This window comes from Chitinophaga sp. 05T412 (assembly GCF_056396465.1).
Genome location: NZ_JBFTLN010000002.1, coordinates 636273 through 650636 on the forward strand (window position 1 = coordinate 636273; position 14364 = coordinate 650636).

At 47.1% G+C, this 14364-nt stretch carries 6 protein-coding genes; 2 read left to right on the forward strand and 4 right to left on the reverse strand.

All coding sequences use genetic code 11. The annotated features are described in order from the left end of the window. Window positions 1-9 precede the first annotated feature (9 nt). Window positions 10-1788, reverse strand: coding sequence for a type VI secretion system Vgr family protein (locus AC1DFM_RS06315; protein WP_477075849.1), 1779 nt, complete (start codon window positions 1786-1788; stop codon window positions 10-12). Window positions 1789-2108: 320 nt separating this feature from the next. On the opposite strand from AC1DFM_RS06315, the gene AC1DFM_RS06320 reads away from it, so the two are divergent. Together AC1DFM_RS06320 and AC1DFM_RS06325 are read left to right on the forward strand one after the other, a co-directional pair. Then, complete coding sequence (locus tag AC1DFM_RS06320) at window positions 2109-3374, forward strand: erythromycin esterase family protein (protein ID WP_477075850.1); 1266 nt, start codon at window positions 2109-2111, stop codon at window positions 3372-3374. A gap of 89 nt (window positions 3375-3463) precedes the next feature. Beyond that, window positions 3464-5419 (forward strand): glycoside hydrolase family 97 protein, encoded by a 1956-nt coding sequence (locus AC1DFM_RS06325; protein ID WP_477075851.1) that lies wholly within the window; start codon window positions 3464-3466, stop codon window positions 5417-5419. A gap of 73 nt (window positions 5420-5492) precedes the next feature. Here AC1DFM_RS06325 and AC1DFM_RS06330 read toward each other — a convergent pair whose 3' ends face one another. From AC1DFM_RS06330 to AC1DFM_RS06340, 3 genes are read right to left on the reverse strand one after another with little or no spacing between them, the layout of a single operon-like run. After that, window positions 5493-9554 (reverse strand): carbohydrate-binding protein, encoded by a 4062-nt coding sequence (locus tag AC1DFM_RS06330; RefSeq protein WP_477075852.1) that lies wholly within the window; start codon window positions 9552-9554, stop codon window positions 5493-5495. Between the two features lie 31 nt (window positions 9555-9585). After that, complete coding sequence (locus tag AC1DFM_RS06335) at window positions 9586-11031, reverse strand: RagB/SusD family nutrient uptake outer membrane protein (protein WP_477075853.1); 1446 nt, start codon at window positions 11029-11031, stop codon at window positions 9586-9588. 18 nt (window positions 11032-11049) lie between these two features. Beyond that, window positions 11050-14322, reverse strand: a complete 3273-nt coding sequence (locus AC1DFM_RS06340) for a TonB-dependent receptor (RefSeq protein ID WP_477075854.1) — start codon at window positions 14320-14322, stop codon at window positions 11050-11052. Window positions 14323-14364 lie beyond the last annotated feature (42 nt).

Here is a 14364-nt window from a genome sequence, read left to right on the forward strand (position 1 = left end):
CTGATAGGGTTAAAACATTTTTGCTTTGTCGCCGCTTTTATTCACAATTTGTTTAGCGCTGTGCATTTCAATATTTTCTTTTGTGCTGTTCATGCTCACTTTCTCGGCTGTTTTCTCTATACTTTTAGCGGTGCGCTGCAGCGTATCATCCGCCACTTCTTTGATGTTAGCAGCCAGCAGACTAAAATCTTTGGTGGCGGTTTGTGAAATATTTTTGCCGGCGCTCACCTGAATATTCTCTTTAGCGGTGAAGCTGATATTTTTTGCATTGACAGTAATATTCTCTGGTGCGCTGATATTGATGCTTTGGGCGCTGGTGTCCAGCGTAACGATATTGCCGGATTTATCCGTGATGGTAATACTTTCGGCACCGTCGGTATCATCGAGGCGGATAATGTGGCCACTGCGTGTTTTAATGACTTTCAGGTTATTCTGTGCGTCGCCGAAACTCGTTTTGGCGTTACCGTTATACACCGTTCCCATGACCAACGGGGCCTCGGCATTGCCGGCTTCAAAATCCACCCATACCTCTTCTCCTGTTTCGGGGATAAAGTAAAAGCCTTTATCGGCGCCTCCATGCGGTGATACAATGCGTAACCAAGGGGTACTGCCTTGTTGCTGCCACTGGAATTTCACGCGTACGCGGCCCAGTCCTTTGGGGTCGTTATTATMTGTCACTACCGCACTTTGTGGCTCGCAAAGGGGTATCAGCCCAACATTCACCGTAGGCATGGCTGCTGCAGCAGGAATAGCTTCGAACGTATTTTTATACAATCCGTTTTCGGTGCAGTGATGTGTCAGTTGGGTAATCACAAATTCACCGTGGTGCTCCTGCGACAGCACTGATTCATTCACGGAAATAATATCCCCGATGCGCAGGGCGCTTTGCTGGCTGGTACCTTTCAGTACGGCCATCTGCGACAACTTTCCTTTCTTTTGCAGGGTAGTATATTTATCCAGTTGTGCTTTAGCACCGCTGGCCACGGCCTGGTTCAGGTTATAAAGAGAAGTTTTCTTGTAGAGTCGTTCGCTCACTTCTTTCATATGGCTCGTATATACGTCGAGGTTACCTGCCGCTGCCGTATTGGTATCATTGCTGACTGCCTGATTTTGGCGGTACTCAAACGCATGCAGGCAGCTGTTATTGGACTTCACGGTGAGGTCGAGATGAAAGTCGATCAGGTCTACCTGGTGCGTGAGGGTTGTTTTTTGCGGGCGATAGTTGCCAAACACTACTTTTTCTCCATCATAGAAAAACCATTCCCCGAAGCGGGCGGCCAGTCGTGATACAAACTGGTAGGTAGTTTCCTTGTATTGCACAATGTACTTGAGCGCATCGGTGGTGGCCGGATCTATGGAAGGGGATTTGGCGTAAGGTCCGCATCCCTTCAGCGCTTCCGTAACAATGGCGGATAATGTTTTTTGTTCGAAACAGGCAATGTGTTCATCATCTTCCAAAAGCATAGTAATACTATGTCCTTTGATAATACAAAAGCCATGGGTGCCATCACTGGCTTTGCCCATGCTGATCCCGCTTACAATGCCATTAAAAATTAACGGTTTATATACGCCATTGGCTTCTACTGGTTTTATGGAGATGGAAATTTCCTTGCCCAAAAATTCTTTACTGGCGCTGAACAGGCCTTTCCCTAATTTGGTAAGCCAGTCGTAGCCAATCATAATTTCAAAGGCATGATGTCCACTAATGGTTTGCTGTAGTTCCAGGGAATGAAAAGAGGTGAACTGGTGATCACCAATAGAAAATGAGGTGTGCGTATACAATGACATTTCGCAGCTTTTACGGTTTTAAATATGGTTATAAACAATATATCCTTTATCAGCAGCCGGTTCCGGCGCTTGAAAATGATATGGGCCAATACTTCAACATGAAATTATTCAGGAGCTGCCTGTTGAAATAACACGGGTTGAACACTCAACGGCAGATAGATATGGTTCCTAATAATCTGCACCTAATATACAACAAGTGGTAGAATTTCCAGCAACCGGATTCAAAAAATACCACCCATCACATTTAATCTGCAAAAGAGCTCTGCCGTTGCAAAAATGTCCAAATGAACGATTAAGTTTACAAGCTCAAAATCACTACTATGTCCCCTACCCGTATAAACCGGCTACTGGCCGGCTTCTTGTTGCTAGCCTTACCCTGTAGCAGCCAGCAACAAATTCCTAAAAAAAATATCGCGGAGATCCGCTCTATTGATCCCGCTGATACTGATTTTTCTGATCTCGAAAGTATCAAGACCGCCATCGGCGATACCCGTATTGTTTTGTTGGGAGAACAAACACACGGGGAAGGATCAACTTATCTAGCCAAAACAAGACTCATTAAATACCTTCATGAGCAGTTAGGATTCAGCGTGCTGGCGTTTGAGAGCGGGTTCTATGACATGGCCCGCATCTGGGAAAACACCCTTCATGGCAGCCCTTTCCAAAAAGAAATTCCCGGCAGTTTATTTTACATGTATGCACAGAGTAAACAGATGTTTCCTTTGTTCGATTATATACAATCGAAAGTGCACCAGCCGGATGAATTGACGGTGACCGGTTTTGAAAGTCAGCATTCCGGAGAAAAAGCGAAAACGCTGTTGTTCCCCGATTTTGAAAATTTTCTGAAAGAAAGGAATCCTTCCCTGTTAGGTACCGACTGGGAAATTTTCAAGAAGCTATCCGTAGCCACCATGGCTTCCAGAGCTTATCGTCCGGCAGAAGACGAGAAAAAAACCTTCTTCCGTGAACTGGCTGCTTTAAAGAAATCTTTATCGCCGGATGACGTAACACCAGACAACCATTTCATCAACTCCGGTGGCTTCTGGTACCGCGTAGTGGCTAGTATTGAATCTGAAGCACTGCGCTATTGGGACATGGTATCCGGCAATGAAATGGCCGTGCGGGATCTGCAGATGGCGGAGAACATCATCTGGCTGGCAGAAAAAGTATATCCCGGTAAAAAGATCATTGTATGGGCACATAACGTACACGTATCTAAAAGTACCCAGGGCATCAAAACAGCGATAGATCCTATAAATGGCTTCTTCTCTACCTATGCACCACTGGGAGTAACTGTTCACAAACACTTCGGCAAAGCGGCTTACACTATTGGATTTACAGCGGGAGCAGGCACCTTCATCGATTTCAATGACGGCAAGCTGCAAACTATTTCCCCATTGGACCCTAACAGCATAGAAGCCACGCTGTCTAAAACCGGCTATAAATATAGCTTTACCAACTATCAGTCTTTAAAAGGTAAGCCTGCATCAGGTATGCTCATGGACTATATTCCTGGAACCGCCGTATGGACCGATGTATTAGACGGATTATTCTTCATTAAAAATGCTACACCGGTAGATCGCTAACAATACTTACAGGCAGCCATCCATTTGTTGCCCGTTGCTTTTTATAAAATAACGAGTAATTTCAACCCTTCTACAACTTTAAATAAGGGATGATGAAATTAAAAGGATGGCTGCTTGCATGGATAGCCTCTACCGGCAGCATGGCTGCAGTGGCGCAGGAATACACATTACGTTCGCCGGATGGTAAAACGGAATTACGTATATCCGTAAAAGATAGTATACGATATGCATTATCGTACAACGGAAAAGCGCTGCTACAACCGGCTATTGTTGGACTCTCCACCTCCATTGCGCCGGATGGGCCGTGGAAAGTGGCCAGTACCAAAACCAGCACCGTATCACAACTACTTCACCCGGTAGTTAGACAGAAGTTTGCTACCATCGACGATCATTACGACCAGCTACAACTCAACTTTAAAAATCGTTTTGCGCTGCAATGGCGCGCCTATAACAATGGTATCGCATGGCGCTGGCTGGTGAATACCAAAGGCGCCTGGCAAGTCACCAATGAAACGGCTAACTTCTCCTTCCAGCCTAAAGACAGCGCCTGGTACCCTGTAGAAGATGGCTTCTTCTCCCATAATGAGCGCCTTTATCATCACCTGGCAATTAATCAGATCAAGGAAAAACAAAGCCTGGCCAGCCTCCCCGCTTTATTTAGTGTAGATGGTGTAAAGATCCTCGTTACAGAAACGGCATTGCTCAATCATGCCGGCATGTGGCTGAAAGGTGATGGTGGTAATACCATCCACGCGGTATTCCCTAACTACCCGATTAAAAAAGTAGCCACCTCCGACCGCGATGAACACGTAGAAACCCGCGAAAATTTTATTGCTAAAAAAGAGGACGCCGCAGAACTCCCATGGCGCATTGTCATGATTGCACCAGAAGATAAAGACCTCCTTGTAAATGAATTGCCTTATCAGCTGGCAGCGCCTTCTACCGGCGACTATAGCTGGGTGAAGCCCGGTAAAGCCATCTGGGACTGGTGGAATAACAACAACGTATACGGCGTAGATTTCCGTGCCGGTGTGAACACCGCCACTTACAAATATTACATTGATTTTGCGGCTAAATACGGCCTCGAATACGTGGTGCTGGACGAAGGCTGGAGTGATACCAGAAGTCTCCTGAAAGTAGCACCAGATATGGATATGGAAGAACTATCCAGTTATGCAGCCGCTAAAAAAGTAGGCATCGTGTTATGGGCCAATTGGCTGGCACTGGATCATGAACTGGATGCCTCGCTCAACCTCTTCTCCAAGTGGGGCGTAAAGGGTATTAAAGTAGACTTTATGCAGCGGGATGATCAGCAGATGGTCAATTTCTACGAAAGAGTGGCCCAAGCCGCTGCTGCACACAAAATGCTGGTAGATTTCCACGGTGCACATAAACCAGCAGGTTTACAACGTACTTACCCCAACGTAATTTCCTTTGAAGGCGTATATGGACTGGAGCAAAGCAAAGGCGACGACAGCAAATCTATTTCACCTGAGCACAATGTCACCTTTCCTTTTATCCGTATGGCGGCCGGCCCGGCTGACTATACACCCGGCGCCATGCTAAATGCACAAAAAGACGACTGGGCGCCTCATTGGACCAACCCCATGAGCATGGGTACCCGTTGCCATCAACTGGCCATGTATGTGGTATTTGAAAGCCCGTTGCAAATGCTGGCAGATAATCCTACCCACTATTACAAAGAACCGGAATGTATGCAGTTCCTGCAAGCCGTTCCTACTGTATGGGATACCACTCTTGTACAACAGGCCAGTGTAGGGAATTATATCCTCACTACCCGCAAAGCCACTAATGGCGACTGGTACGTGGGCGGTATGACTAACTTCTCCGCACGTACGTTAACGCTGGATTGCAGCTTCCTGCCGGAAGGTACTTATACTATGCACATCTGGAAAGATGGTATCAATGCAGATAGAAATGCACAGGATTATAAGATGGAAGAAATTACTGTTGATAGAAATTCCAAAGTGCCGGTGGTAATGAACATCGGTGGTGGATGGGCAGCACGCATCGTGAAAAAATAATGCAGCTGAAGGGCCTCCTTCACATCTTCCAAATAAAAAAGCGGGTGTTCTTTTAAGACACCCGCTTTTTTATTTATAATTTAATGACCCGTATCACTTCCGACTTCCCTCGTCCTTCCAGCGTCAATAAATATATTCCATTTCTMAATCGTCCCAGGCTTTCGCTGATCCGGCGTGTTCCGGGCGTGATCTTCCAACGGAATACCACGATGCCTGTTGCATCTACCAAAGTAGCTCTGTCATAAGCGTCCTGGAATGCGATGTTGAGTTGTTCGGTAAAGGGATTAGGATAGACCCGTGTTTTAGTCAGCGTAATGGTTTTAGGCGGCGCCATTGCCGATGATTGCATGGCTGACAGCGACTGTACCGGTGTACAATTATCAATGTTAAACCAGTTGAATTTAAAGGTACCGGCTCTCACATGAATACCGGTGTATGTCAATGCCGGCAACGTGATAGTGTCGCTGATGGTTTGCCAGGTGCCACCGGTATTGGGGATATTGATCACCCCGTAAAGTACGCCGCCGCTGCCCATGCCAGCCTGTGCAGGCGCAGTTGTTAACACCCGCAAACGTACGTTATACTTGCCCGCTGTTGGTACAATCAGGTTGCTATAAGCAAACCAGTCGCTCAGTTTTAAGTTGGTAAAATTCTGTCCGCCGCCCACATCCGTGCAGGTTTCCTTCACTGGTCCGGAGATATAAGACGAAGCGCTTTCTGCTTCATACCGGTTATTCACCGCGCAGTTGTATGCTGTAATACGCACATTGGCGGATTGACTCACGCCACTCACGGTAGCGGTTACACTGAAATTACCCAGGGTACTGTCTGCAGTAAATAATCCCGTAGGACTAATGCTGTTACCCGCGCCGGTCACCGTCCAGGTGGGCCCAATGTCTATTACATTGTTGGCGGCATCGTAGCCGGTGGCCGTAAATTGTTGTGCATTGCCAACCGGTAGCGTTACATCAGCAGGTGTGATTTCAATCCTGGCAGGCGGTGGGGCTACACAATCATCAATCGTGAACCAGTTGAATTTAAACGTGCCTGATACCACGTGTATACCGGTATAAGACAACGCTGGTAAGGTAACGGTATCTTTGATTGTTTTCCACACGCCGCCGGTAGACGGAATGTTAATGGTACCAAACGTTTGGCCGCCATGACCGATAGACACCTGCGCCGCCGCGGTAGACAATACCCGCAAACTGATATTGTATCTGCGGGCCACGGGCACATTCAATGTATTATAAGCAAACCAATGACCGGCATACAAATTCTTGTAATCCTGTCCGCCGCCTATATCGGTACACGCTTCCAGCACTGGTCCGGACGACAATGCCGATGCCGATTCTGCTTCGTATTTTCCATTTACGGTACAACCATAAGCGAGTGTTACCATAGCCGTATCTTTGATAGCTCCAGCGGTTAAGGTTACCTGGTAATTACCTATGTTATTGCCCGCCGTGAGTACACCACTGGCCTGTATACTGTTACCAGCGCCTGTTACCGCCCACACTTTGGATGCTGGCAAAGGCATCACACTATCCGTTTGGTCATAGCCTTTAGCCGTAAAGGTATAAGTAGATCCTACCGGAATGGTTACTGTATCCGGCGTGATCCTGATCCGCGTTAGCACCGGCAATGGTAACACTTTAACCGTAGCAGCGCCGGTGATACCGTTGGCTTTTGCCTGAATGGTAAAGTAGCCGGTGGTATCTGCTGCGGTAAACAAGCCGGTTTGACTGATCATCTGATGGCTGTTATTCACCATCCATTCCGGTGTAATAGCCATCTTAACACTATCCTGATCAAAGCCGGTGGCGGTGTATTGCTGTGTAGCCAATGCTACTACTGATACGGAATCCGGTGTAACCTTAATGCTGTTCAGGGTTACGGCCTGGGCTGGAATAATTTTCAGCCAGTTAAAATTCCATCCGGAACTGTTAGAGAAAATACGAATGGTCTGCGTTCCCTGCTTTAAGGTAAAGGCCGGCGAGGTAATGGTATACCAGTTTTGCCAGCCCCCGGAAACAGGCATGTTCATAGTGACAAGGTTAGTAGTATCCAGCTGCACAGACAGACTGGACAGCGTACTCACCGCTACCCGGAACTGTATGCGATACAAGCCGCTATCCGGTACATTCAGGTCGTATTCCATCCACGTGCCTTTGCCGATATAACTAATGTTCACATTACCGCTGGTATCAGACACCGGCTCGGTGCAACAGGTATTGCTGTTGTCAAATGCCTCTGCCTCTATCCTGGCGGGCACCGGCTTATAGTTGGTAGCGCGGATATTGGCGTAGGTAGTGGCGGAGCGCGTAATGGTATCTACAGTAGCCGTTGCCGTTATAGTACCGGACGACTGAAAAGTAGCTTTACCACTGGCAGTAATGGTGTTGCCTGCGCCAGTAATACTCCATACCGGATTGATGGCAATAGGCCGCCCGTTCTGATCATTAGCGGTAGCAGTATATTGAATCACTTTGCCAGGCAGCAATACCTGATTGCCGGGTGATATCATGATGGTATCCAGCATCGGTGTTCCCAGGCCTTTCTGATAAATTCTCACATAGTCCACATTCATGCTATCAGGCCAGTTGGAATCGGTAATATTACCACCCATACCGCCGCCAATAGCGAGATTCAGGATCACATGAAACTTCTGGTCGAAGGGCCAGTCTTTCCAATCGGTTTGCGGATTAGCATACGCATATATGCGACTGCTATCATAAATGAAGATGAGTGAATCGGCCGACCACTCCATCGCATACACGTGATAAGCCGTGTTTACATCCGGGATAATTTTTGAGCCGGTAAGATGACCACCATTTGTCCAGTTACTATTCTTTGTATGTACGGTAGACAACACATTACCCAGGTTATTACCTACTTCTTCMATGATATCCAGTTCCCCACTGGCAGGCCATGCGCCATAAACGCTGCTGGTAGGCATCAGCCAGATGGCTGGCCAGGACCCTTTGGCTTTAGGCAGTTTAGCCCGTACTTCTACTTTTCCGTAGAGGATATCCATTTTGCCCTGGGATATTAATCTGCCGGAAGACCATGGCTCAGTGGTGTTGCCGTTGGGATAATCTTTTTTCCCGGTGATCACCAGATCCCCATTGCGTATACGGATATTATCGTGCGTGGTATCTGTATATACCTGCTGCTCTCCATTGATCCATCCCTTTGGTTGTGGATCTACTGTCCATTTGCTGCGATCCGGCAAACCGTCGGTATTAAACTCGTCGTTGTATACGAGCGTCCACGCAGGGTTTCCGTCAAACACCGCATTGCCTTTAGCCACATAATAAGGCAGGTTAGCCGAGTCCAGTTCTGTACCGGCCACGGTTAACTGTAATGTTCTCCGGGAGTAGTTGGCGGAAGAATTACCACCCAGCACAATATTGGCCAGGGTATCGCTAATGCGCTGAATACTATCTATCCGTACACCAGGCGGAAGATTCGCTGCCGTCCAGGATAACTTATTCAGYTGCGCTTTAAAGGCTGCACCATTGAGTTTGGCAGGAATGATAGCGCCATTCTCCTGTCCCATTAATATCCGTGTATTCATTAACGTGACACCGATGGGATTAGGCGCCTGTACCAGGTCGAAATACAAAATACCGTTGGCCTTTTTACCATCGATAAATTGTACCGCGATATTGTTCAGGTCTGTGCGGTTTTTTACACTTTGGAAGTTGAAGGTGGCTTCTTCCCACTGATTAATATTCTTGATTTTGTACGTTAAATAAACTGCTTTCGTATAGTCGCTACCGGGTTGCAGTTTAAACATCACTTCTTCTTTTACATTACTGTACACCAACATCTTGAAGGTACTGTTGGCAGACAGATCAAAGGGGGTATTCAGGGGACAGGTGGCACTCATGTACTCAAAACAGGTAGTATCTTTCGTAAACTTTGCCACGTAGGGGCTGGGATTTACGGTAGATGGAGCTGGATTGGCTACATGAAAAAGCACCGATCCGGTGGCCCCTGCGCCGGCATAGTACGACCATCGGCCGGAACAGGGACCATGTCCTTCCATGTCATCCAGTAACAGGTACTGGGCATGGAGGGTTTGACACAGCAATATGCTGCACCAAAAGAGCAGTAACATTTTTTTCATAACGGGTATTTTTATCGTGGAATAAAAAGCATTACAGATTTGGATTCATCACTGCATCTGCACCCGGAATAGGCATCCAATATTTTTGTTTCGTAATAGGTCCGTTAACGGGTAAGTCGTCCGGACTTTTGTTGGCGTTGGCCGCTTCCACTTTCTCCAAGCGTACCAGGTCAAACCAACGGCTCCATTCACCGGCCAGCTCCCAGGCTCTTTCATTGACTACCGCCTCCGCAAAATCGGCACCCGATAAGTTAGCCGGCAGTTTGGTCAAACCAGCGCGCAACCGCACCGCATCCACAGCTGCGTAAGCTTCCGTGCTGGGCGCACCTGTGGCCCGCGCCTGCGCTTCCGCATAAGTAAGCAATACCTGTGCATACCGCAGCATAATCACCGGGTTATTGGACATGTAAGTATCTTTTTGTCCGCTCTGGATCGTGAATTTTTTATAGTAAGGGTGTTTAGTAGTTACCTGCTGCCAGGGGATGGTTTGTCCTTTTACTACAAACTCGGTGGAGAAAGTAGCATCTTTACGACGGCCTGCCGGGAAGTTATTGAAGAAATTAATTTCCGGGAAGAAGTCGGACCAGCCGCCTTCATTTTCCGGCATGGTTGATAAGCCATAGAAAGAATTGTAAGTAGACCACTGCCCACGTGTGAACAACGTGAATACATCTTCCGAAGTACCTCCTGCAAATATTTTCAGGTAATCATCCTGGTAAAGATCAAATTTATAGGTGGCTTTGTTGTCGATAACTTCCTTCGCTTTAGCCGCAGCCAGCGCATATTTGGAAACATCTTTCACAGGCCATCCCCCTTCTGTCAGATATACTTCTGCCAGTAACGCTTTTACGGAACCTTTGTTGGGTCTGCCCGGATCACGTTTGTTATTAGGTACCCAATCCTCTGCTTTCTGCAGGTCATCTTCCACCAACTTATACACTACGGCTGGGGTACTTTTCTTCAGTGTCAGCAAGTCGGGGGTGTATTTCTCAGAAGGAATGATGGGTACTTCTCCCCAATATCTTGTTAACCAGTAGTAACAAAGCGCGCGTAAAAAGTAAGCCTCTCCTACAATGGCTCGTACAGTGGCTTCAGTACCATCTTTTACTTCCCCATAGTTATTGATGATGTTGGTAGTAGATTGTATGGTTTTATAACAACCGCGCCAGATGGGCGTCATACGGCTGTTCAGTGAGGAAACATTGAAGCGGTCAAACTCCCGGAACTCTTCTTTGTTGGAACCGGGATGCGTAGTAAGATCATCTGCACCCATGCACATGGCGATTTGAGACACCGTGGTAAAGCCGCTTTCCCAGGGAACCATCAGGCTGCCGTAAGCGCCTGTGAGCGCAGCTTCCAACCCAGCCTGACTAYTAAGTCCTGCATTGCCGGCAATCAGTCCCCGGGGATTTTCTTCCAACGACTTGCTGCAACCTGCTAATATGATGATGAATGCGAGTGAATATATCTTTTTCATGTGGAATCGTTTGAGAAATTAAAAACTAAGCGAGAAGCCGCCTGTAATTGTTTTTGCATTAGGATAAGCGCCATAGTCAATACCCTGTCTGAAATCACCCGCGGAAGAATTCGATTCCGGGTCTATACCGCTGTAATTGGTAATCGTCAACAAGTTGGTGGCGCCAATAAATACTTTGATGGCTGCAATATTCCTGATCGCTGATTTAGGAAATTCGTAGGACAGACTAATATTTTTCAACCGCACAAAATCTCCTTTTTCGAGGAAGCGGGTAGATTGTGTGAAGTTTCTGTTGGTAGTGCTGAAAGCAGGAATATTGGACGTTTCATTAACACCCGGAATGTAGCGATCAACGATCTGATGCAGGGTTGCTTCACGCGCATCGCCGCCGTAGTACATGGTAGCCGCATTGTTATAATTCAGCCGGTCGAAGCCAAACATGCCCTGCAGGAATACGTTCAGGGTAAAATTTCTGTAGCTCACTGTGTTATTCCATCCGAGGGAGGTTGTAGGAATACCACTGCCAATTACGCCATAATCATTGGCATCAATTACACCATCTGCTTTCAGATCCAGGTAACGGGAATCGCCCGGTTTAGCCCCAAATTTGGCCGCTTCCGTTGCTTCTGAAGGTTTCCATGTACCCAGGTAAGTAAGGCCCCAAATGGCGCTCAACGACTGTCCGGGCATTACTACAAATTCTGACTGGGGCGACATACCAGAGCCTATCTTACGGGTATTGGGATCAAATAAGATAGTTTTGGCGCCAATAGACACCACTTTATTTTTCACGAAGGATACGTTGAAGTTGGTATTCCATTTCAACGGTCCTTTGTCGATCACCGCTGCTTCTACAGATATTTCCCAACCTTTATTCTGTACCGTACCTACGTTACGGGTAATAGTATTACCACCCAGGTAAATAGGCAGGGTTTCATTGAGTAACAGGTCCCGGGTATTTTTCACGAAATAATCGGCACTCACGCTGAAACGTTCATTTAAGAAACCCATATCCAGTCCTATGTTCTGCTGCTCGGTGGTTTCCCATTTCAAATCCGGGTTGCCAATATTACCCAACACAATACCATTCAAAAAGGTGCTGTTGGTAAAGGAGGCTATTCTGTTGGAGTAAGCAGAAAAAGTACTGTAGGGTCCTACGCCTTCGCTACCGGTAGAACCCCAGCTACCGCGCAGTTTCAGGCTGCTGAATAAACGCTGGTTTCTCATGAACGATTCTTCAGAAATCACCCAGCCAACAGACGTGGAAGGAAAGTAACTGAACTTATTTTTGTCTACAAACTTAGAAGACCCATCTCTGCGCAAGGCGCTGGAAATAAGATATTTCCCGGCATAGGCATAGTTTACGCGACCTACTAAAGAGAAAATACTCCATTTGGAATAGCCGGAACCAGGGCTGCTGGCAGTTCCCTGCGACAAATTATTCCATTGAAAGTTTTCATAGGTAAGGTTGGACGCACCGGCAGATACATAGTTATAGGTAGACTGCTGATATTCTGCTACTCCCGTGATGTCCAGGCTATGCTTCCCAAATATCTTCTTATAGTTCAGCGTGTTGGTATTCTGTAAGCGCATTTCTTTGTTAGACCGGATGCCGGCAGTAGCCGTACCGGAATTCACTACTTTTCCCGTAAAACTTTTATCGTCGTAACTCAGGTAGTTGGCGCCGAACTGTAAATTCAGCGACAAGCCAGGTACGAGGATATCATCAAATTTAAATCCGCCAATGATATTTGCGAGCATGCGTTCCCGTTCTGCCAGCTGCTCTGTAGTCAATGCTACCGGATTAAAAAATACGGACCCAATCGGATCGCTGGGGGTATAAGTACCATCCGCTTTACGCACCGGCACGGTAGGCGACCAGGTAATGGCCTGTGCCAACGGGCTGTGGGGACCATCTGCCGGAATATCGATATTTAGTCCATCGCTGTAAGAGCCGGTGATGTTGAGTGTTGCCGAAATTTTATTGGTCAGCTTTGAATTGATGTTAGAGCGGATCGTATATCTTTTGAAAGAAGAATTTTTGATGATCCCATCCTGGTTGAGATAATTACCGGATATAAAATAACCTGTTTTATCATTTCCGCCGGAAAGACTGAGCATATACTCCTGTGCAAAAGCGCGGCGGAATATTTCATCCTGCCAGTTGGTACCGCCTTTCGCCGCCAGGTCCTTTATCTGGGATTCAGAGAACGGAGCAGTAGTACCAATGGCTGCCGCATGGGCATTGGCGGTTTGCGCAAAGGTAGTGGCGTCCAGCAGGTCCAGTTTTTTAATTACTTCTGAAGAAGATAAGCGGGTAGAGAAGTTCACTTTCAGCCCACCTTTAGTCCCTTTTTTGGTAGTAACGATGATAACGCCATTAGAACCTCTGCTTCCGAAAATAGCAGTGGCAGAAGCATCTTTCAACACCTGAATAGATTCGATATCATCCGGGTTGATGGCAAATAATTCTGCACCCACAAAACCATCTACCACGTATAAGGGGCTGTTATCGCCATTGATGGAGTTGGCGCCACGGATACGGATACGTACACTTCCTCCCGGAGCACCGGCGGCATTGGTGACCTGTACACCGGAAACCCTTCCCTGTAATACCTGATCCAGCCTGTTCACCGGCTGTTCCGCGAAATCCTTCGCAGAAATAGAAGAAATGGCGCTGGTGAGGGAACCTTTTTTCTGTTCACCATACCCGATCACTACCAGTTCCGTCATTTTGGAAGCGGCGGCTTGTAAGGTGATGTTAATTTGCTGCCGCCCATTGATCCCAATCTCCTGGCGGTCAAACCCAATATAGGAAATGAGCAATACCGCATTTTTATCCGGAACGCTGATTTCATACGCCCCTTGTTCATTGGTGACTACACCTTTAGCCGTGCCTTTCACCTGAATGGTGACGCCGGAAAGCGGTTCTCCTTTATCACTGAATACTTTTCCTTTCACTATAATATCTGCTACAGGAACAGGGGCGATATTTACGACTTTCCTTTTAACGATAATCGTTTTATCCGCAATCACATAGGTGAGCGCCTGGTTCTCGAAACAGAGATCCAGCGCTGTTTTCAGAGACACATTTTTTACCTGCAGGGTCACGTTCTGTGCCTGCTCCATTTGCTCGCTGGTACAGAGGAAAGCATACCCTGTTTGCTTCCTTATTTCACGGAAGATTTTCTCCAGCGAAACATGTTCTGCTGAAATGGATACCGTTTGTGCATATCCTGTCGCATATCCCTGCATGAGGGCTAACGTCATTAAAAGCACTGTCAATTTCATGATCCGGAAAATTTTTACTGACAATCGTGAAAAATGCAGGGG